This is a genomic window from Sphingomonas hominis, assembly GCF_013328205.1.
GTDB lineage: Bacteria > Pseudomonadota > Alphaproteobacteria > Sphingomonadales > Sphingomonadaceae > Sphingomonas > Sphingomonas hominis.
This window is the reverse complement of sequence record NZ_JABULH010000018.1, coordinates 1-21100: the sequence shown is the minus strand read 5'-3', so window position 1 is coordinate 21100 and position 21100 is coordinate 1. Positions and strand designations below refer to the sequence as shown.

Annotated in this window: 16 protein-coding genes and 1 tRNA gene; 9 read left to right on the top strand and 8 right to left on the bottom strand. The window is 64.8% G+C overall.

Features of this window, described 5'->3' with window-relative positions:
• From HRV97_RS16925 to HRV97_RS16910, 4 genes are all read left to right on the top strand, one after another.
• Nucleotides 1-548, top strand: a 548-nt coding sequence (locus tag HRV97_RS16925; RefSeq protein ID WP_223176928.1) for a hypothetical protein, incomplete at its 5' end; no start/stop codon positions are given.
• Nucleotides 549-618: 70 nt separating this feature from the next.
• Nucleotides 619-1140: a hypothetical protein gene (locus HRV97_RS16920; RefSeq protein WP_174195304.1), complete on the top strand. Its 522-nt coding sequence runs from the start codon at nt 619-621 to the stop codon at nt 1138-1140.
• Between the two features lie 154 nt (nt 1141-1294).
• The gene (locus tag HRV97_RS16915; protein ID WP_174195303.1) at nt 1295-1711 is read left to right on the top strand and encodes a hypothetical protein; all 417 of its coding nucleotides are present in this window, start codon (nt 1295-1297) and stop codon (nt 1709-1711) included.
• 49 nt (nt 1712-1760) lie between these two features.
• Nucleotides 1761-2249, top strand: coding sequence for a hypothetical protein (locus tag HRV97_RS16910; protein WP_174195302.1), 489 nt, complete (start codon nt 1761-1763; stop codon nt 2247-2249).
• Here the strand turns inward: HRV97_RS16910 and HRV97_RS16905 are convergent.
• Nucleotides 2188-2532: a hypothetical protein gene (locus HRV97_RS16905; RefSeq protein WP_174195301.1), complete on the bottom strand. Its 345-nt coding sequence runs from the start codon at nt 2530-2532 to the stop codon at nt 2188-2190. The two genes, HRV97_RS16910 and HRV97_RS16905, sit on opposite strands and share 62 nt — an antisense overlap.
• A gap of 67 nt (nt 2533-2599) precedes the next feature.
• On the bottom strand, nt 2600-3379 hold the full coding sequence (locus tag HRV97_RS16900) for a protein NO VEIN domain-containing protein (protein ID WP_246248839.1): 780 nt from the start codon (nt 3377-3379) through the stop codon (nt 2600-2602).
• 340 nt (nt 3380-3719) lie between these two features.
• On the opposite strand from HRV97_RS16900, the gene HRV97_RS16895 reads away from it, so the two are divergent.
• Entirely contained in the window at nt 3720-5783 is a 2064-nt protein-coding gene (locus HRV97_RS16895) for a MobA/MobL family protein (RefSeq protein ID WP_174195299.1), read from the top strand.
• A gap of 338 nt (nt 5784-6121) precedes the next feature.
• Here HRV97_RS16895 and HRV97_RS16890 read toward each other — a convergent pair whose 3' ends face one another.
• Both HRV97_RS16890 and HRV97_RS16885 read right to left on the bottom strand, forming a co-directional pair.
• Nucleotides 6122-7231 (bottom strand): recombinase family protein, encoded by a 1110-nt coding sequence (locus HRV97_RS16890; protein ID WP_174195298.1) that lies wholly within the window; start codon nt 7229-7231, stop codon nt 6122-6124.
• A gap of 148 nt (nt 7232-7379) precedes the next feature.
• A complete protein-coding gene (locus HRV97_RS16885) occupies nt 7380-7631 on the bottom strand; it encodes a hypothetical protein (RefSeq protein ID WP_223176927.1) in 252 nt (83 codons plus the stop codon).
• Between the two features lie 454 nt (nt 7632-8085).
• Here HRV97_RS16885 and HRV97_RS16880 point away from each other — a divergent pair, with 454 nt between their 5' ends.
• Both HRV97_RS16880 and HRV97_RS16875 read left to right on the top strand, forming a co-directional pair.
• Entirely contained in the window at nt 8086-9321 is a 1236-nt protein-coding gene (locus tag HRV97_RS16880) for an AAA family ATPase (RefSeq protein ID WP_174195296.1), read from the top strand.
• A gap of 280 nt (nt 9322-9601) precedes the next feature.
• Nucleotides 9602-11221, top strand: coding sequence for a recombinase family protein (locus tag HRV97_RS16875; RefSeq protein WP_174195295.1), 1620 nt, complete (start codon nt 9602-9604; stop codon nt 11219-11221).
• Here HRV97_RS16875 and HRV97_RS16870 read toward each other — a convergent pair.
• From HRV97_RS16870 to HRV97_RS16860, 3 genes are all read right to left on the bottom strand, one after another.
• Nucleotides 11187-11260 (bottom strand) — tRNA-Gly (locus tag HRV97_RS16870). The two genes, HRV97_RS16875 and HRV97_RS16870, sit on opposite strands and share 35 nt — an antisense overlap.
• Before the next feature lie 203 nt (nt 11261-11463).
• Nucleotides 11464-12711, bottom strand: a complete 1248-nt coding sequence (locus tag HRV97_RS16865; RefSeq protein WP_343044543.1) for a sigma-54-dependent transcriptional regulator — start codon at nt 12709-12711, stop codon at nt 11464-11466.
• 29 nt (nt 12712-12740) lie between these two features.
• Nucleotides 12741-14420, bottom strand: a complete 1680-nt coding sequence (locus tag HRV97_RS16860; RefSeq protein WP_174195293.1) for a sensor histidine kinase — start codon at nt 14418-14420, stop codon at nt 12741-12743.
• A 233-nt stretch (nt 14421-14653) separates the two neighbouring features.
• On the opposite strand from HRV97_RS16860, the gene HRV97_RS16855 reads away from it, so the two are divergent.
• Together HRV97_RS16855 and HRV97_RS16850 are read left to right on the top strand one after the other, a co-directional pair.
• Nucleotides 14654-15994 carry a dicarboxylate/amino acid:cation symporter gene (locus HRV97_RS16855; protein ID WP_174195292.1) on the top strand — a complete coding sequence of 447 codons (1341 nt, stop codon included), beginning with the start codon at nt 14654-14656 and terminating at the stop codon, nt 15992-15994.
• A gap of 61 nt (nt 15995-16055) precedes the next feature.
• On the top strand, nt 16056-17570 hold the full coding sequence (locus tag HRV97_RS16850; protein WP_174195291.1) for an alginate export family protein: 1515 nt from the start codon (nt 16056-16058) through the stop codon (nt 17568-17570).
• 193 nt (nt 17571-17763) lie between these two features.
• Here the strand turns inward: HRV97_RS16850 and HRV97_RS16845 are convergent, their stop codons facing one another.
• A complete protein-coding gene (locus HRV97_RS16845; protein ID WP_174195290.1) occupies nt 17764-20184 on the bottom strand; it encodes a S9 family peptidase in 2421 nt (806 codons plus the stop codon).
• Nucleotides 20185-21100: the final 916 nt, after the last annotated feature.

Sequence of the window (21100 nt, the reverse complement as noted above, 5' to 3'; positions counted from 1 at the left end):
AGACCACCGGGATGAGGGGTCCCTTTTCGACGCCGATCACCCCGCTACCGGGGTCCTTTTTCCACGCCGATCCACAGTTCGCTGCGGCCAAGATGACGGTTGGCGCACCTACGGGAACACCGCCGTGGACCCTCACTGCAGCACGGGCGGAAGTGCTGCTGCCCGCTCAGGCCGACGATCGCATGAGCGACGCGCGAACGCTGATGGAGATGATCGATGCTGAGTTGCCCTCAGGTGGCAAAGCGCTGCTAGCCTACGCGACTTTCACTTTTGAAACTGAGCGACTGCACGTTGCGTGGGAGGTAACCCGTCACTTCGTCAAGCGCCACATCGTCGACACGTTCGAGGTGGCCACGCTGCTGATCCAGCATGCGCCGCATCGCGCCGGGAGCGCCAATACACCGCATGTCCATGCACTGATTGCAGGTCCGCGTCGGGTGACGGGGCTTGGACTTGCCGAGTGGGTACCACAACTTGCCGGCGACAAGGCGCATGCGCTCATTCGCAATGCATTTCTCGAGTTCCACGCCGCTTGGCCGGCAGGCTGACCTTTCGCGTCGGGCGTACGTGAACATCGGCGCCGGGATCATGCCCCCTCCTTTTCTTAAGGAAAGTACCATGAATGACAACCAGCCCTGGCCCTTGATGGGCCAGGCAGCGGCCTCGCGTGCCGCAGAAATCCTCGTACGCTACGCGGCATGGCAGCTTGCCGACTGCGCTGCGTATGACCTCCCGCTCGCCGGCTTTTTGCAGGAGAAAACGATCGCACTGCTCGTCGCGGCGACCGATGAGGCACTGTCGCCAGCATCTGCCGCCATGCACGGCTCACTGTTGGAAACCCGCAGCGACGGGCTCATCATCGGAACGGAAGGATCACGACGCGAGCAGCCAGAGATCGCTCTGGGCCTGTGGCGGTCAGGCCGGGTCACATGGCACCAGCCCCTGGTGCCCTGGCTTGCCGAGGACGGCGCGATGTGGCTCGTGCCCGCGCCTGTTGCGCCAGCAGGCTCACAGAGCGCCTACAAGCTCGTCCCCCGGCACCTGCGCGTGGACACCGTTCCCTGGCGGGCTGAAACGGAGCGACGCGACGGCTTCACCCGCGCAATCGCCGCATTCGCGGCGGTGGGAGAGGATAGATGATGCGCGGCGCGAGTGGTCCCGCTTCCAAGGAGGGCATGATCGGCTTTCCCCCGCTGAACGGTCAACGATGCCGGGTCCAAGTCGTTGATTTGCGTGAGCACGGAACTGCCGCAGACCAGATAGCCGGCCGGCTGGTCGGCCGCAGGCATCGGCGATGATGCCAACCGATCACGAGATCGCCTTTCTGCTCGACCTGTGCGGGCGGATCATGTTCACCTACGCACTCGACCCCGATCTTGCGGGTTGCGCGCTCGGCATCGCGAACAGTGACGCCCACTCCATGATCGCCGACGAGCGGCCGACGTCTACCCTCGAGGCGGATCAGGCCGCCTGCCTGCCGCTCTTTGCGAACATCCTGGTGAGGCTGGAATTGCGCTTTCGCCATGACGGAGATGCGACGCGCGCAGCGTTCAGCCTGCCACTCGCAGCGTTAAACGGAGCGGTACCGGCGAACCTGCTGAGCGGTGGAGTCACGGCTGCGCGATATTCGCGTCAGCATCGATGGCATGGCCGCACCGACGGTTCGCTGGTGGCGCATCGGGCACTGAACCAGACAGATGGGAAGGATTGAGGAGGAACGGGTGATCCCCAGGGTTGGGATGAAAAGGAAGGCACTTCACATGAACAGCACCCAGATCGCTCACATCCGCGCGCACCTCGCCGGCGTTGCCAAGCTCTTGCTCGGGGACAAGATGATGAAGCCGACCCTGTCGATCATCGCGGGCGAGCCGCTCGATGCGGCCGGTCGCCTCAAGCTCGCTGAGATGGGGGCGGAGACTGGCATCGACATCGTCCATCTCCCATTCGCGATCGATGCAGACGGCATGCCGGTGATGACCGGGATCAACATCGTTCTGCCGCGCGACTTGTTCTGCTTCATCCAGAGCGACTGCCGGCTGTCGCTGATCCCCGGCCAGGCACGGGCTGTAATCATGCCAAGGGACGAAGTGCGCGGTCACTTCAGGATCTTGCCCGGCGAGATCGTCCAGGTTGCGAGCAAGCCCAAGGCGCTGGCGAGCGGCGTCGATTGCGCAGCCCGCCGGCTCGCTAACCTCGTTCGTGATGGCGTGGCGGTCGACAAGCAGGTCGTCCTGCACGAATGGTGCTGAACAAAAGACCATCGGGCACGTCGTCGCGGCCCGACACGGTCAAGTTCTGCTGACGCAGGAAATCCGTCCAGCCAAGCGCGGCGAGCACCGGCCAGATCAGGTCGTCCTCGGTCTGCATTTCGTTGGGCTGGGTAGCCGCCGGTAAGGCATTAAGGATCGCGGTCAGCCGCGCGCCCGGTGCCACGGTATCAACTATGGCATAATCGGCAGTGTCGGTGATGCCGTGAGCAAGATAGTCGCTGGTGAACAAGCTTCCAGCAGTGAACAGCGTCATGTTGGTCAAGCAGATCGTCTCCACCGACCGTCCTAACCAGGCCACCGCCGTCGGACCAGCGCGTTGCGCGCGCGCATCAGTGCAGCTGTGCTTGAAACGATGTGGGCATCAACGACACGTGCGCCTGTAAAGGCGGACGAAGTTCGAACGCCTTCGGCGCACGCGCAAAGTTCCACAGGCGCACGAGGCACCATTCATCGCGAGCGGCATCGGCCACGTCGAGTTCGCGGCGCGAAATGTGAAAGGGCGTCCGTTCCCATCCGTTCGTCGTCTTCACCTCGATCAGCCGCGCGCGACCATCCGCCTCGAAGCTAGCGACGTCATAGCCTGCACCGTCTCCATCGCGGTCGGATACCCAGCGGACCCGGTCTGCAAGATCGTCGCGGCCAGCCGCTGCCAGCGTAGCGCGCTCATGGGCGACGATCCGTTCTTCGCCAGCGCGGCCGAGCGCTCGATTGCGCGCATCGCGTTCGGCGACGTCGAACTTGCGGGCGATCGCCTGCATCTGGTCCATTTCGTCAGGCGGCGGCATGTTGCTGTGAGTAGGTGGCGGCCCGACCCACAGCAACGGTGACTTTCCAACGACCGCCGAATCGCTGATCGGCTGCCGGTTCTCCGGTGACATCCACGCCGGGTGCATTGCGAGCCACCGTGCCACCGCATCAACCAGCGACGCCTGGAAGTTGAAGGCGGGCTTGTAACCTGGGATCCAACTCTCGCCGAGCCCCTTCAACACTGCGCTGATGTTCTGATGCTTCCACTCGATCGATCCGCGCGAGTGTGCAATCCGTTGTTGCAGCAGACGGTTATGCTCGGCCTTGCTGTAGGCACGGCCCGCCTCATCGTCGGCGAGCATCGCGAAGTAGTCCGTAACGATCGCGTCATTATGCTCGTCGCGGCATTCCAGTCCCACCATTTCGCCAGCGTAAGGCGCTCAACGGTCCGTGTCATCACGGCGATTTCAGCGCCAACCCATGCAGTTAGATTTATGAGGCGCAATTCCGCAAACGTGAATCCTTCACATTTGCGTGCACCGCCATGCGGCGAGGGGATTCCGGGACGCCGGGGTCGGCATCCTCAAGGGCGCGCTGAGGCGCGGCCCGTCGGCGGCTGAGCCCTCTTGGGGAAAATAAGCGGGGGTGATTCACCCCGTGATTCGCGTCCTGTACCATGATCCCGGCAACAGGAGCCCGGCCATGTCGATCCAGCGTCCCCTCGGCCCCATCGGTTATTGTTCCGCACGGCTGCGACGCGCGCTTGCGATCGAAGAGGAAGAAGCGCTCGGTCGCGCGGTGCGCGTCCGCAAGGATGTTCGTGACCAAGTCAAGGACCGAAAGGCCTGTGGCAATCGCTGGTCGCGCTCCCCCAACCTCGCGGTGCCCGGTGCTTTTCATAAACGCTTCGTCTCCGCTGGAGGCAAGGTCACCTTCCATTTTGAATTCCAAGCGATCAGCAAGACGAGCGACGGCGGGTGCCGCATCGCGACGCCGGGAGGAAGCAAACGCCTGACGGTCGGGGCGCCGGCGGCGCATGATGCCTATATCGACCGACCGGAAGCGGTGGAGGTTACGACCTCTCCAGCCGGCTTCGATCGCTATGCGGTGCGGCCATCCGCCACCGAGGCGACCGATGGCGAGCGCGCAATCTTCACGAACATCTCGCAGGATCCCCAGGAGCGGCAAGCCTATTGGCGTGCCGTGCATCGCCATGAACGCACACCAGGCGCGGACCGACTGACGCTGGTGCCCGAGAGGGCGTCACGTGCGGCGTGGCGTGTACTGGCAGATGCACAGGACGTTCCCTGTGCCGTGCGTGACGTGGCAGCGAAATTCGCGACTGACAGAGGCAAGCGCAGGACTCGCGCGATCCCGCTCAATGACCTGGCGATCGACCGTGTTGCCGCACGCAAGCTGGCGAAGACGCTCGCCAGCATTCTTGGGAGCACGAAGGGCAAGGTGCCGGTTCGGCTCTCGGAGGCGCGCGGTGGACGGTCGCAATATCGGCTGACGGCAGAGTTTCCGGATGGCCTCGATGCCGCTGGTCGGCGGGCGGTGACCGAAGCAATGTGCGCAGAACTGGAAGAGATCGGCGTGATGTACGTCGCGGCGATCCATGCGCCCGATCATCATAATGACCGCCGCAATCATCATCTGCACGTCGCCTGTCATGACCGACCGGCCAAGAGGATGGGGGACCGATGGGACTTCGAGATCACCGAGCCGGTTGAAGGCCAGCATGAACGGGTGCGTTATCCGTACGCGCAGAAGAAGATCGCGGAATGGTCGCGAGACAGCGATGGGGGAAATTATCGCGCCTATGGCACCGCTTCGATCGCCGACATGCGCCGCTTCTTCGCCGAGCAGTGCAACGAAGAACTCGACCGGTTGGGCGTTACCCGCCAGCTCCATCCGGGCGATCTCCGCTCGCTGGGTTGCGAGCGCCAGGCGCAGAAGCCGCTTGGCACCCGCGCGGCTCCACTCGACGCAGTCGGCGTGTTGACCAGCCGCGGCATCGAGAACGCCGAGATACTCTGGTCCGCGTTGCTGCGCGAGGCGTGGACCGCAGCCGAGGAGCGGGCGAAAGCACGGGCGGACCTTCGGCGTCGGCTGCTAGAGGCGGAGCGCCTCGGCGCGGAAGGATCGGTCATCGATCAGGCTCGGACGGCCTCCATCCGCGACCTGATCGCCCGATTCGATGCGGCCAGCGTGGTCCTGCAACAGCACGATGCCGAATGCGCCGAGTATGACGTCACGCTCGCCATGGCGCGGGCTCGGCCGGACAAAACGATCGCCGTATGCCACCGGATGCTGGAGGCTATCGAGGGCGGGACGGCGGACCGGGCGGAGCAGCGAGCGAAAGGAGCGATCGTCGCGCGCGCAGACGAGGCAGAGGCATTTCTCGCCGGCATCACTGCGATCGAGCGCGACCATGCCCCGGTCCTGACCGAGCATCGAACCGCCGTCGCGAAGGCACAGGCGGCGATCGACGAGATCACGTCAGCGGCGACTGCGCTGATAGACCGCCCGGAGCCTCGGCGCGCTTCCAAGCCCGCCCGCCTAGACGCGCGGTCGACGCTCGATGCCCTGTTCGACAGGATCATGAAAGACGACATTCCGGTCCTGCCGCCGGAGGGGCCCGTGACCGAGTATAGGGTACCCGGCGTAACTCGGGCCGAATTCACCGCCCTGACCACACCCGCACTGGCAGAAATGGTCAGAGGCGTCTCGCCGCTTTCGCCGACCTCCAGGCAAAACGGATGATCGCCGCAGCAACGGACGTGGCATCGGTGGGCCTCGACAGCCTGCAACGCGCCGCCGCAGGTGGTGACGCGAGTGCAGCGCGAACGCTGAAACATGTTCGCGCCTATGGCGAGCATCCCGTCTATCGGCGCGTCCTCGCCGAGAAGCGATCCGTCGAGCGAGTCATCACCGTCGGTACATCGGAAACTGGTCGTGGATGGCGCGATTGGGTCGGAGGGCTGCTGGGCCGGAGCCCGCCAATCCAATCGCGTCCGCCGATCGCGCCGGCGCAGCCGCATCCGATGCCGGAACCGGCGAAGGATGCGGTGCTGTCCCAGCGCGACGAGGCCGTGGCAGCGCTAGCCGCCGCGCTGTTCTCCGAACCCGCCCTGCGGGTCGTCGAAGGGGAGCATGGGCTCGTCATCGACGCTACCCACGCTCCCGACTGGCGGTTTGCCGCCATCGCCTTCGCCGACGAGCCTGCCGTCGCCCATGCGATGCGGCGGCGTCATGCGTCGCCGTGGCTTAACCACAGCGTCGTCGAGCGGAACCGCATGCTGGCCGACCTGCGCGCTGCCCTGATGAGCGCCGCCCGGTCTCCACTCCGGAAGGTCGGGAAAGAGTGGGAGGTCGACCTCGCCGACGAACGGCTCGCCACCCTCGTCACTGCGTGGCGTGGGTACAGGCGCCTGGAGGACCTGCTCGCCGACGTCGATCGTCTGCGACACGGATCCGGGACCAACCGATACGTCGTGGTGGAATCCATTGGCGCCGGTGTCAGCGATGACGTGGTCAGCCGCGCCGGCGATCTCGCCGTCAGCCGTAGCGACATGCCGAGCGACGATTTCGCCACCGTCATCACCGACTGGCGGGGACGTGACCGTGGGCGCTAGATAGCGCTTCACGGTCGCCGCGCTGATGCCGAAATGGCTCGCGGTGGCGGACAGGCTCGCCGCGTTGGCCACGCGCCAGGCGGCGACGCTGGCGGGGTCCGCCTTGAGCGGCCGCCCCAGGCTGGTCTTGCCCCGGTGCGTACGACCGGTGGCAGCGAGCGACTGTTTCGCGACGTCCAGCCCGGCCCGGGTACGGGCGCGGATGGCCTCGCGCTCCATCTCCGCAATCTGCGCCAGCACCGCGAGGATCAGGAGCCCCGCGCCCGACGTGATCGAACCGAGCCCGCACACCACGACCTCGACGCCCTTATCCATGAGCGCGCGGACCGTCACCTGGATATCCAGGGCATCACGGCCCAGCCGATCGATGGCGGACACGTGCAGCCTGTCGCCCTCACGGACATAATCGAGCATCGCACAGAAGCCCGGCCGGCTCCGGGCCAGGACCGAGCCGCTGACGCCCTGGTCTTCGAACTCCTTGTCGAAGGGGCGGCCCATCGGCCCGGCCAGTGCGCCGCGTTGCGCCGCAATCGTCTGGCCTCCGGTCGACACGCGGTAGTAGGCAATATCACTCATTCTTTTTCATCCTGGGGTGAAAGGTACCCCAGCACTTCCAAACCTAGCTCAATTGCCTTCTTCCTACCTTCTGCACCCAAGCCGGCGCTGTTCGAAGTCCTGGTGCAAAAGCTCCAAGTTTTGGACAGCGTCGCACGGGCAGCAAGCCTCAGCGACTTGGCACCTGGATGATCGGCTCGCCCCGCATCTCGGCCCAGTATCTCGCCGTCTGCTTCTTCATCAGCGTCTGGAACTGAAAGTTACCAACGCGCTCAACGGAGATACCGAACGCGCGTGCGGTTCGGGCGCGGCTGGCCTTGTTGTCGACGATCCAGCGGCAAACAGCCTCTCTAAGCGCGTCGTCGGCATACGCACGGGCTTGGCGGCGGTCTGCGTCAACCTGCTTTGCGTTCAGTCTCATCTTTTCCTCCAAAGGATAGCTACTCCTTTGAAGATCCCATCCTTGCCCCTCATAGGTGCTGGGCCGCGTACGAAATCGTGCAAGCACCCGCGCGCTTATCGCGATCGAACGTCCAGCGGGTCGCCGAACGACGTGGTGATGACACGAAGACGAGGCTTCGTATCTAGCGGGGGGCTAGGGGGCGTAGTCGCTGTGCAGCCCAACTGCTCATCGCCTCCACCCCCTAACCCCCACGCTATTATACTGCTGAACCGCTACCATCAGGTTAACAGTCGTGCGGACTTGACACGAAAGGCGGGCGCCTCGGTCGCTTAGCGCGTAAGCTTGGCATTAACGACCCGGCGGTATCTCGGCGGTCCTAAGGGGAACCGTCGATATGACCGGAGAAAGTTGGACTGTCCGAGCCCGCCAAGGACACTATCGGGCTACCGAAGCGGCATCGGGTCGACAGACGATGGACTATGCCATTCAGGGCCTAATGCCTGCCACCGGGGCCACGATTTGGTTCGGGGCGGGATCAACCGGCAAGACGCAGTTGCTCCTTTGGCTTGCGGCGCACATCGCCGCCACAGGCGACAAAGCGCCAAGCCAATGGTTAGACGCGGACATCAACGTTCGGGGCCAAATCCTAGTCCTTACCGCTGAGGATCTGCGCGAGCACGTGCTTCAGCGCATCGGCATGATCGCCCGCCGCATGACTGCCAAGACAGGCGGCTCCGACGTGGACGTCGCAGCTCTGTGCCGACGCATACATGTCATGGCCTTCCTCAGCATGGACACGGCTGAGTTCACGGAGCCAAACCCCTGCCTATTCAAACGGGAAGCGGGCGAATGGCAGCCGAGCTTGGTCCTCAAAGGCGTCGAATCCTTCCTAGACGATTGGAACGCCCGCGCCGAAGACAATGGACGTCCCGAGGACCGGATCGTAGGAATCATCCTCGACTCCGCCGTCTCGATGGCAGGGTTCGAGCTCGCTAATTCTGAGGCGACTACGAACTTCCTCTTCTACCTAAACCGCCTCTCACGACGGCAGAGAGCGTTCTGGGCCGTGATCGGCCACACCCCGAAAGATGCGGCAAAAAGGGCAGACGACGCCGCGATCGAGCGGCTGCGCGGCTCAGCCATGTGGTCGACCACACCCCGCACCGTCATCGAGGTGCGGCTTGCCGGCCCCTCCGAGGACTTAGAGGCCGTTCGTGTCGCTAATCCTAGCCTGACCGACCGTGACGTCGTTGTCATCGAGGTGGCTAAGGCGAATTCGCTGGGCGCCGATCTGCGCCCTCGCGCGCTGCTTCGGGACAAGCACGGGGCCTATGATGACATCACGTCAGACTTCCCCGCCATCTTCAGTGCCAGACCCGCGCCCTCACGGGGCAAGGTCACCCTGCATACGCCCGAGCTCCGCCGCGCCGTCCGTGGCCTGCTGGCGTCGTTCGACGGCGGCAAACCGGGCACCGTCATCGAACGGGACGCGATCCGTGCCAAGTTTAACGAGGCAAAAACCTCGTCCCCAGTCCTAGCCGCAATCTCCGACGAGATCGACGGCAAGCGTGGAAAGACACCTGGAACGCTGGCCAAGGAGCTGGCGGACATGAGCAAGGACGGGCTGATCGCTAACGGAAGGGGTAAGATCCGCATCGTCAACCTTGCCGCCCAAAACGACGAGCCACTGGACGAAGCCGCCGAATAGACCGGCGCGACACAAGCGCAAGAAAAGGGAACGGGAACCTGGGTGGGGCGGAAGCCTACCCAGGAGGAAAAATTGGACCACAACGATCTATGCGATTGTGACCTCGCGACGCTCGCGCCAGATCGCCTGGCGATGGGGATGTCGGATACCACCGCCCGCGCCCACCGCGTGGACGAGATCCGGCGGACCTGCCGGACCGCGCGCTCGAGACCTTCGTCCGGGCTTGGGCGCGCCTCGCGGCGGCGCGCGACCTGCGGGCGATCGGCCGGAGCCGGCCGGAATGAGGACGATCATCTATGCCCGCTTCTCCAGCCAGTTGCAGAACAGTCGCTCGATTGATGACCAGATCTCCATTTGTCGGGAGCGAGCTGATCGCGAAGGCTGGACCGTCGTAGAGATCTTCACCGACTATGCGATCAGCGGCGCCGCCGGGATCACCGAGGAACAGCGACCGGGCGTCGCCGCCATGCTGGCACGCGTCAGGCAGGGCGACATTGATCAGGTGCTCGCTGAATCCACCGACCGGCTCTCGCGACACCAGGGCGACAGCCATCGAATCCGAGAGCAGCTCGAATATCACGATACCCGGCTGTTCACCCTGTCGGACGGGGTCGTCACCGAGATCAACGGCACCTTCAAAAGCCTGATGGACTCGCAGTTCCGCAAGGAGCTCGGCGCCAAGATCAAGCGCGGCCAGCGTGGCTCAGTATCCAGCGGTCGCTCGCCGGCCGGCCTCGCCTATGGGTATCGGACCGCCAACCAGATGGATGCCCGTGGCCGCCCGATTCGAGGCCTGCGCGAGATCGACGAGGAACAGGCCGAGGTCGTCCGCCGTATCTTTCGCGAGTTCGCCCGCGGTCTGGCCGCACGAACGATCGCCGCCAAGCTCAACGCGGACGGCATCAAAGGGCCCCGCGGATCGCACTGGCGGGCCTCTACAATCAACGGCGATGGCCGGCGCGGCAACGGCATTCTACGCAACGAACTCTATATCGGCCGGCTAGTCCATAATCGCACCAGCAAGGTGCCCGAGCCGGTCTCCCGCGCAGTTCGCATCCGCGTCAACCTCGTCGAGGACCGGGTCGTCCAGTCGGTCCCTCACCTTCGCATCGTCGACGAAGAATCCTGGAAGGCGGCGCAGGCGCGGCGGCGGTCCTATCACGGCGTCAAGCTGCACCGGACCGTTCGTCCGCGTCGGATGCTGTCGGGTCTCGGCGTCTGCGGGCTGTGCTACGAAGGCTGGATCGTTATTGGGACCGAGCGGTGGGGCTGCACCAAGTACAAGTCGGACGGCAGTTGCACGAACAACCGACAGATCACAACCGAGCATTACGAGCGTCGGGTACTGGCTGCGTTGCGGCAGCGGATGCTCGAACCCGCGCTCGTCGAGGTCTTCGTCCGGGAGTATCACGCCGAATATGCCCGCCGCTCCGCCGATAGTCGTCGGGACAAAGCGCGTCTTCAGAGACGCCTTACGGTCGCGCAGACTCAGGTGAAGCGGCTGGTCGCCGCCATCGCCGCCGGCGGTCAGGAGTTCGCCGACATCCGCGAGGCTCTCGCCGAGGCTCGGGCGGAGCAGGACGCCGCCGAACGCGCCCTTGCCGAGCTCGAGGCGCTGCCGGTCGTCGCGCTGCACCCAACGGTCGGCGCCGACTATCGCGCGCAGGTCGAACGCCTGAACGAGGCGCTAACCGATCCCGAGGCCCGACTGGAGGCGATCCCGGCACTGCGCGAACTGATTGACCGCATCGTCCTCACGCCCAATCCGGACGGGCGCGGCGTGCTGCTGGAGGTCGAAGGACGGCTAGCCGCAATCATCGATCTTGCCAGCGGCAAATCGGCTTTGGAGGAACGGCTGTTTGTTATGGAGCGGGTGAAGGGAATCGAACCCTCGTCGTAAGCTTGGGAAGCTTCTGCTCTACCATTGAGCTACACCCGCATTTCAACGACTGACCGCTGAAAAGGCCCTCTCTGTGGCCCCGGTTTTCTATTCCGGTTTACAGCAGGCAGGGCAGCTAATGCCACGAGCCCCATCCCGCCGTCAACACGCCTGGCCCGCATGTTGTGACATCAAACGCGGCGTCCGACCGCGAGCGATGCGTTTGTCGAGCGCGATTTGGCGAGCGGTGGCGCTGACTAGACTCACCCACTTCGTAGTCGCTTCAGGTCAATGCCCAATCGTTTCGCCCGGTAGTAAAAGGTTTCCCGAGGGATCCCGAGCAGTTCCACTGCAACGGTCACCTCGCCACCCGCCCGCGTCATTGCTTCAACGATCAGCGTGCGCTCGAACGAACGTACGCGTTCCGGGAGTGGCATATCAACGGCATCGCTAGCTGCATCGTCGAAGCCGAGGACGATACGTTCCACCGTCAACTCCAACTCGCGCACATTGCCAGGCCAGCTATGCCGAGCAGCCAGTTGCGCGACATCGGCTGCTGCTCTCGTCGGGTTCTTCACACCGTTCACCCGTGCCGCCAGGAAGTGCATGGCGAGGAGCGGAATGTCCTCGGCCCGCTCCGACAGAGGCGGCAGGCGCAACGACACCGCTGCCAATCGGTGAAACAAGGCCGGCAGGACGCGGGCGCGCCCATCCTCGTCGATCGCTGCGACGATCCTCGTATCGATCGGCACCGGCTCGCGCGCGTCGAGTGCCACCGCGCGCCGCTCGGCGAATTGCGTCAGCCGGTGCTGCACCCGCTCCTCGGCACGATCCAGATTGTCGAGGAACAGCGTTCCGCGATGCGCCTGAGCAATCGTGCCATAGGCATCGAAGAGCGCATTCTCAGCAGCCAACGGCAGCGACGCGCAATCGACCGTGATAAAGCGGTGCCGCCCGCGTCGACCGCCGCGGTGAATCAACCGTGCAACCATCTGCTTACCGGTTCCGGTCGCTCCTTCGATCACCACGTCGAGGTCGGCACTGGCCAGGGTGGACAACATCCCGCGTATTCGACGGATCGCCGGGCTGCGACCGACCAGCTCATCCGAGCCGGAAGCCTCGGCCAGCGCGCGTAATTGCCGGTTCTCGATCACCAATGCGCGCGCCGTCGTTGCTCGCGCCACCGCGACCAGCATGGCGTCGGGGTCGAACGGCTTGGTGAGGAAATCCCACGCGCCTGCCTTGATCGTCGACACCGCCATGTCGATGTCGCCATGCCCGGTCATCAACACGACCGGCAGTTCGTCATCGCGCGCGGCAAGGGCTCGGAACAGCTCGATGCCCGACATGCCGGGCATCCGCACGTCGGTGACGACCACGCCGGCGAAATCCATGTCGATGGCGGCGAGCGCGGTCGCCGCATCGGCGAAGCCACGCACGTCATATCCGGCGAGCGTCAGCAATTGTGCGGTCGCCCTGCGCAGATCGTCGTCGTCGTCGACCAAGGCCACGAGCGGCGCGGCGCTGTCCGCGACCGCGCTCACGCCGCCACCATCTCGATCTCGAACCGGGCGCCGAGCGGCGATGCTACGTGGCGCAGCGTGCCGCCTAATTCGACCATGATGTCGTGTGCGATGACGAGGCCGAGCCCCAACCCTTCCTTGCGGCTGGTCACGAACGGCGTGAACAATCGCGCGGCGACGTCCTCGGCGATGCCGGGGCCGTTGTCCGTAACGGCCAGCACGATGCGGCGCTCGTCCCGTGCCAGCGTCAATGCGATACGCGGCTCAGGCGTGTCGGCGAGCGCATCGGTCGCGTTCTGGAGCACGTTCACCAGCACCTGTTCCAACCGCACCCGTCCTCCCACCACCATCAAACCCGCATCGATCGGGTCACGCACCAGCGCCACGCCGCGTAACTGCTCCTTCAGGATCAGCAGCGCGCCGTCGACCATCTCCGCCAGCGGGATCGAGCGCAGCGTCCCCGGTTGTCGCCGGGCGAAGCCACGCAACTCCTGCGTCACCGCGCCGATCCGATCTGACAACCGGGCTATCGTCCCGAGGTTCTCGCGCACGGTCGCTGTGTCGCCACGGTCGAGCAGCGCGGCGCTGGTCTGTGCGTAGGTGCGGATCGCCGCTACGGGTTGGGCGGTCTCATGCGCCACGCTCGCCGTCACCTGGCCCAAGGTCGCTAGGCGGTTGGCCTGACGCAGACCCTCGCGCAGGTCGGCGGCGCGTACCTCGCTCGCGGCGCGTTCCTCCATCTCGCGGGTAAGCGCGGCGGTGCGGGCCGCTACCGCTTCCTCGAGCTCGGCGGTGCGACGGCGGGTCAGGCTGATGCGCTGGCGAAGGCCCCATAGCAGCGCCGCCAATGCGATGATGCCGAGTGCGGTGCCGATCGCCGCCGTGCGCGATGCCGCGCGCTGGACCGGCCCCGCCGCGCGGCGCAGGGTCAACGACCAACCGGGATGCGAGGTAGGCACGGTAGCCGCCACGTCGTTCCGTGATGATGGCAGCACGCGCAACGTACCGGCAGGCAGGCTTGCCTCGGCGCTCACCGCGGCGAGCCGTCGCGGTGACAGCGCGTTCGTTGTCGCGAACCGCCACGCCGGACGGCTGCTGACGAGCACGATGCCGCTCGGATCGCGTACGAAGGTGTCGCCGCCCGCGCGTGCCCAGTCGGCTTCGACGCGATCGAACTCCAACTTCACTACGACAATGCCATCGGCGTTCGTTTGCCGCGCCAGGTAAAGGCCCGGACGACGACTGACCGTGCCAAGCGCGAATTGTGCCGCCGAACCGAACCTTCGGGCATCGCGCACGTAGCGGCGAAACCGGAAGTCATTGCCCACGAAGCTCGACGAAAGGCGCCAGTTGCTTGCCGCTACCGCACGCCCTGACCGGTCGATCAGGTAGATGACGGACGCGCCGGTGGTCCGCGCCAATGTCTCCAGCTTGCGGTTGAGCGCCAGTAACGCGCCGGGCTGATCAGCGAGGGTGGCCGCAACATCGCGGTCGTCGCCAAGCGCCAGTGGGAGGAGGCGAAAGCGTGCGACCTCGCTATCGAGCAGCGACGCGCGCAGCCGTGCGTCGGTCAACACGCTCTCCGCCAGCGCCTCGCGCGCTCGACCACGCGCGACATGCGCGGCGCTGAGCACGACCATCAGCGCTGCCGCGATGGCGACGAGCCAGCGGGCAGAGGATGCGAGATGGCGGCTCATGCAGTCTTTGTACGATGGCCGAGGCAATGTGCAACTTCTTGCATTTTGGTCATGTCCAGGATGCAAGAAGTTGCACGGGGATGGTCCGCAAGCATGGATGAAACCGACCTAAGTCGTTGTTTAATCGCGAATATTGGTGATCATGCAAAAAGAGTGGGTGTCCGCACCGAAGATCCTTCACCATCGCACCATCAGACCCGCCCGCAAGTGGCGGAAAGGAGAGGTTCGAGCGCATGATCCAAGCCACCCATCCCGCTCAGGCGGTCCCACCCGCGCCGAAGCCGTGGTATGCTCAGCTCTATGTACAGGTGCTGATCGCGATCACGCTGGGCGTGCTGCTCGGGCACTTCTACCCACAGGTCGGCGAGGCGATGAAGCCGATCGGCGATGCCTTCATCAAGCTGGTGAAGATGATCATCGCGCCGGTCATCTTTCTCACCATCGTGACAGGTATAGCGGGGATGCGCGACCTCGGCTCTGTCGGGCGCGTCGCGGGCAAGGCGTTCGCCTATTTCCTGTTCTTCTCCACCTTCGCGCTCGTCATCGGCATGATCGTAGCGAACGTCGTTCGTCCGGGTGCGGGACTCAACATTGATCCGGCGACGCTCGATGCGAGCAAGATCAGCGATTATGCCAGCAAGGCGCATGAAACGACGATCACCGGATTTCTGACCGGCATCATCCCTGACACGTTCCTGGGCGCGCTGACCGAGGGCAACATCCTTCAGGTGTTGTTCGTCGCCATCCTGTTCGGCATCGGTCTGGCACTGATCGGCGATCGCGGTAACCGGCTGCTGGCGGCACTGGAGGACGTCTCGCTCGCGGTGTTCAAGGTGGTCGCGATCCTGATGCGCGCGGCGCCGATCGGCGCGTTCGGCGCGATGGCGTTCACCATCGGCAAGTACGGCGTCGGTGCGCTGGTCAATCTGGCGACGTTGGTCGGCACCTTTTACCTCACCAGCTTGCTGTTCGTGATCGTCGTGCTCGGGCTGGTCAGCCGCATGGCCGGCTTCTCGATCTTCCGCCTGATCGCGTATCTGAAGGCGGAACTGTTGCTGGTGCTCGGCACCTCGTCGTCGGAGAGCGCATTGCCCTCGCTGATCGAGAAGATGGAGCGCGCGGGCTGTCCGAAGTCGATCGTCGGGCTGGTCGTGCCGACGGGTTACTCGTTCAACCTCGACGGCACCAACATCTACATGACGCTAGCCGCGCTGTTCATCGCACAGGCGTGCAACGTCGACCTGACGATCGGGCAGCAGTTGCTGCTGCTCGGCGTCGCGATGCTGTCGTCGAAGGGCGCGGCGGGGGTGACGGGTGCGGGGTTCATCACGCTGGCCGCCACGCTGTCGATCGTGCCGTCGGTGCCGGTCGCAGGCATGGCGCTGATCCTTGGCGTCGACCGCTTCATGTCAGAGTGCCGCAGCCTGACCAACTTCATCGGCAACGCGGTCGCCACCGTGGTGGTGTCGCGCTGGGAAGGGAAGCTCGACGCGGAGCAGCTCAGCGCGGCACTCGCCGGCCGGCCGCTTGCGCGCATCGACCAGCTGCCCGCCGACGCCGTCGCCGCCGAGTAAGCGCCGCGCAGCGGACGCGCGACACGACGCGCGTCCGCTGCGCCAGTAAGGATTTCGCCCGATGTTGATCCGTTCGCGCGGCCTCGCCGCCGCCACCTCTTCGTTCGCCCTGCTCACGGCGCTTCCTGCCCTGGCCCAAAGTGCGGGTGGTGCAACGCCCCTCGCCACGATCCAGAACGAACGCGCGCGCCAGAGCCTCGCCGCGCCGCTCTCCGAAGCCTATCCGATCGAAGCGGTCGGCGACGGCGTCACCGCCGGCGGCTACAACCAATCACGCTGGGTCGAGGATTGGACCCGCCTGCGCGATCCCGCCAAGCGCCGCGACTTGTTCGATCGGCTCAAATACATTCCGCTCGGCAGCGACGACATGTACCTGACGCTGTCGGGCGAGGCACGCGCGCGCGTCAACCTGACCACCAACCCCGACCTGCGCGAGCGCGAGGCGCAACGCCAGGACATCGACCGGCTCGTCGCGGGTGCCGACCTGCACCTAGGCAAGCATATCCGGCTGTTCGGCGAGATCGCGCATGGTGGCATCTCGGGTCCGAACATCGGCGCGCCATCGGGCTTCCTGCGCAATCGCCTGGTGGTGCAGCAATCCTTTGCCGATCTCACCACCACGCTCGGCACGGCCGATCTGGGTGTGCGCGTCGGTCGCCAGACCTTCGCCGATGGGCCCAATCTGCTGGTGGTACCGCGCGACAACAACACGATCTTCTTCACGTTCAACGGCGTGCGCGCCTGGGGCCGCGTCGCCAAGGCGCGGGTCGACGTGTTCGACTTCACGCCGACCCGGCTCGGCAATGGCGGCACCGGCGACGACCTGAACGATGACGGGCGACGCTTCTCGGGTGTGTCGACCGGCTTCGTGCTGCCAACCGACCTGTTCGGCGGGTCGAAGCTTTACGTCGATCCGTTCCTGTGGCGGCTGCGCAACCGCGCCGCGGTATGGGGCGGCGCGCCCGCGCGTGAGGTGCGCCATTTCTACGGTCTGCACGTCTGGGGCGACGCGGGGCCGGTCAATCTCGACTGGACGATCAATCATCAGGGCGGCAGCTACGACAATCGCGACATCTCGGCCTGGTTGCTGCTGCTCGCGCAAAGCTACCGCCTCGGCAAGGATCGCCAGGCGCCCCGCGTCGGTTTCCACGTCGATTACGCGAGCGGCGGCGGTGCTTACGGTCGCGGCACGCTGCGCAACTCGCTCGCCCCGTTCGGCAACAACGTTTATTACAGCTATCAGCTCTACGCGACGCCGACCAATTTGATCGCACTCGCGCCGAACGTCAGCTTCCAACCGCTGTCAAAGGTACGTGTGGCGCTGGAATACCAATTGTCCTGGCGCGACAGCGTCAACGACGCGGTCTATCGCGCCAACGGGCAGGCATTCGCCGGCACGCAGGATTTCGACGGTCGCCGCATCGCGGATACGGCACGCGCGCAGATCGTCTGGTCGATCAGCCCGCGCTTGTCGTTCACCGGGCGCTACGAACACCTTCAGGCGAAGTCGGCGCTGACCAGAGCCGGATACCGTAGCTCCGATTTCCTGGCGGGTTGGCTTAGTTTGCGCCTCTAGTTTCGGAGAAGCGCAGCCATCTTCGCAGAACCGTTCAACCGCCGCGACATGTGCCTCGGCCGATCCGCACGTGGCGAATAATCGGCTCAGTCGCTGAGAGGGAGTTCATGTTGGCCTGAGTGACCTGACCAAGCCGAGAACCAGAGCAGTCGGAGTGAGCGGCCAGCCTCTGGTCTGATCGGCGTCCCGCTCCCTACTTCGATACCGGCTTCTTCGGTTTGACGTAGCGGTTCAGCCAATCGGTCATTTGCCACAGCGTCTCCTCGGTCGACTCGATCGCGCGGTAACCATGGGGTTCGTTGGGAAGGACAACGTAGCGCACGGTTGCACCGTTACCCTTCAGCGCCGCGTACATCCGCTCCGACTGGATCGGGAAGGTGCCACTGTTGTCGTCGGCCCCGCCGTGGATCAGCAGGATCGGCTCCTTGATCCGGTCGGCATAGGTGAAGGGCGACATCTCCGTGTAGGTGGGTATCGCCTGCCAATAGGTGCGCTGCTCGGCCTGAAAGCCGAAGGGCGTCAGCGTGCGGTTGTACGCGCCCGAGCGCGCGATCCCGGCGCGGAACAGGTCGGTGTGCGCGAGAAGGTTGGCAGTCATGAATGCGCCGTAGCTGTGGCCGCCGACTGCCATCCGGTTTCGGTCACCGACGCCGAGCTTCGCGACGGCGTCGACGGCGGCTTCAGCGTTTTCGCGCAACTGCTTGACGTAGGTGTCGTTCGCCTCGGCGTTTCCTTCACCGATGATCGGCATCGCCGGGTTGTCGAGGATCGCATATCCTTGCGTCAGCAGGAACAAATGGCTGATCCCGCGCGGGCGGACGAAGCGATTGCCTTGGTCGACGGTTTGCCCGGCAACTTTCGCATCGGTATACTCGGCCGGATAAGCCCAGAGCAGCGTCGGCAACGGACCATCACGCTTCGCGTCGTAGCCGGCGGGCAGGTACAGCGTCCCCGACAGCGGTACGCCGTCGGCGCGCGTGTAGGTGATCGTCTGCTGGGTAACGCCCGCGAAGATCGGCGCTGGATCGGGGAAGGCGGTGACCGCCTTCGCTGCACCGTTCTTGACGGTGCGGACGATGAAGTTGGGGGCAACCTTGGCACTCTCGCGCCGGGTCAGGATACGCTTGCCCTGATCGTCGAGCATCGCGACGACCGTCTCGTAATAAGGCGCCTTCGCAGTCCACAGCCGCGTTGATGCGCCGCCCGCGACCGGCATGGTCGCCAATAAGGGAAAGGCGCCCGCCTTGGTCGCCCCCTCACCGCTGACATAGACGCCGTCATGCCTTGGGGTGAAGCGCATGACCGGCTTGCCGGCGGTGTTCTCCTCCAGGATCGGGCGGCCCGGATCGCCGTACTGATCCTGATAGTTGCGCGTGAGCAGCATGCGAGCCTGGCCGGGCCGCGCGGGCGATACCGCCTGCCGGTGCTCCGTGCGCGTCCGCCACTCGCGGTCGACGATCATGGCGAAATCATCATCGCCCCACATCGTCGTCGCGTAGCGCGCAGGAGTCTGCGCTAGCTCGATCGGGGTAGCATCAAAGGGCGCGGCCTGCATCATCACCTTGTCGTGGAAGGCCACCTTGGCGCGCGGGTTGCCGCCATCGAGTGCCTCGGCCCAGACCAACGTCGCCGGCGCGTCCGACCGCCACGTCGCCTCACGCGGGCCCTTCACGGTAGCGTCGAAGTCGACCGGCAGGTCGTCGGCGAGCGGGCGATCGACCAGCGTCCGGATCGAACGGCCGTCGATGGTCGAAACGGCGATCTCCGTCGCAAAGAATGGCGCGGGGAGAAGATAGGAATAAGGACGCTTCAATCTCTCGGTCAGCAGGTAGCGGCCGTCGGGCGAGATGTTAAAGTCGGTGATCAGGCCGGGGGCGCCGATCGGCGTCGTGGTGCCCGCAAGGTCGACGCGGACGAGCTGACCGGTGAAATAATGGTCGAACAAAGCTTCGTCGTGCGCGTCGCTTAGCAGGTCTTCATAGGTGCGCGCTGCCGAGGTGCGGCCTGCGCTCTCCTGAACGACGGGGCCGGTCGGCGTAGTCGCGGCGACGGGCGCCGCGCCGCGCCCGGCGGGAACGATGTAGGCGATCAGCGCCCTGCTGTCGGGCATCCAGGCGAATGGCGTACCGAACGCGCCGTTGAGGTCCCCGACCACCTTGTGCGCGCTGCCGTCACGCTCGGCGATCCACAGCGCCAGCCCGTTCGGCTCCTGCGCGTAAAAGGCGAGGCGAGTGCCATCGGGGGACCAGTCGGGCGCGGCGAAGCGCATGCCGGCGGGTAGCTTAGCCTCGACAGTGCGGCCGGTCGCCAGATCCTTGAAGCTCAACGCATTGAGCCACTGCACGCGAACCTCGGCTTGGCCGTTGGTCGTGGGATCGATCCGGTAGCCCGCGAGGCGCAGGATCGGCTTCGACAGATTGGCGATCGTCGGCAGGTTCTCGCGGCCAAGGATCGCGAGCGTCTCATGGTCGGGACTGACTGCGACCGCGGACGTCGGCGCCGTCTCGAGCGCCTTGGCGATCGCATCGGGCGCGCGGTGATAAGAGCTGTCGGGTGTCTGCGCCGTAGCGGTAGTGGCAAGGAGAAGGGCGATCAGACGGGCATCAGCGCGCATTTGTAACCCCTTGTTCTGCGACGCGGCGTGTGTGCCATGCTCGAGCAGCGCGAACCAGCGATTACGTCGGTGCGCGTAAAAGCGTATCCTGACGATGTCCGAAGGTGATGTATGTGAGGAAGCGGCGTCCAGTCCATGAGGGTCTGTTCACGCTGTGCGCAGCGCTGCACGGTTTTACACTGAACTCGCGGGTCCGCTAACATGTGTAGCATGACGCGGTTGATCCGAGCTCTAATCGTCAAACAACCTACATCTCATGCGCACAAGGTATGAATGAAGGAGTGGAGCCTCGCGGGATCTATGTGCCTTTATTGTCGGAGAAGTAGGGCGTGCAATCGATTGGGATGCAACTTAGCTATGTCAACAGGCAATCGCGTGAGAGGATGGGTACGAAAGGGTGCAATCAAGCGCTCCGCGAAGTTGGCGACGCCGTAGCCCCATCCCAACGTTAAGTCATGCTGTCACGGCGGCAGCAACACGTATCAACCATACCTTCGCCAATATTATTAACTGTTACAGCGAAGCTTGGCTGCGCCCGCGACGGTGTTCCATCGTTTCCAGGCATACTGCCTAGTGACGCCGACTCGTAAAGCGAACCAAGTGACACCATGACCCATCGGCATGTTCAACGCCGACCATTTGAGCGCTAGTGAACGGCGGGCTTCCTGGGCATGTTACTGACTTAGTGCATTTGCCGACCGACTTAACACGCCTTCTCTCGTCACCCCGGACTTAATCCGGAGCTCCGCTTCTCCGGCCGGGTAGGAGAAGGCGGCCCCATCCACCATGACGGTGAGGCAGATAGGTTTGCAACTGCCCAGCCCACAAACTCGCCCACAGCCTGTGAGGGCGGCGTGTATTGTCTCGTGGGGTTTTGGTTGCGGGGACAGGATTTGAACCTGTGACCTTCAGGTTA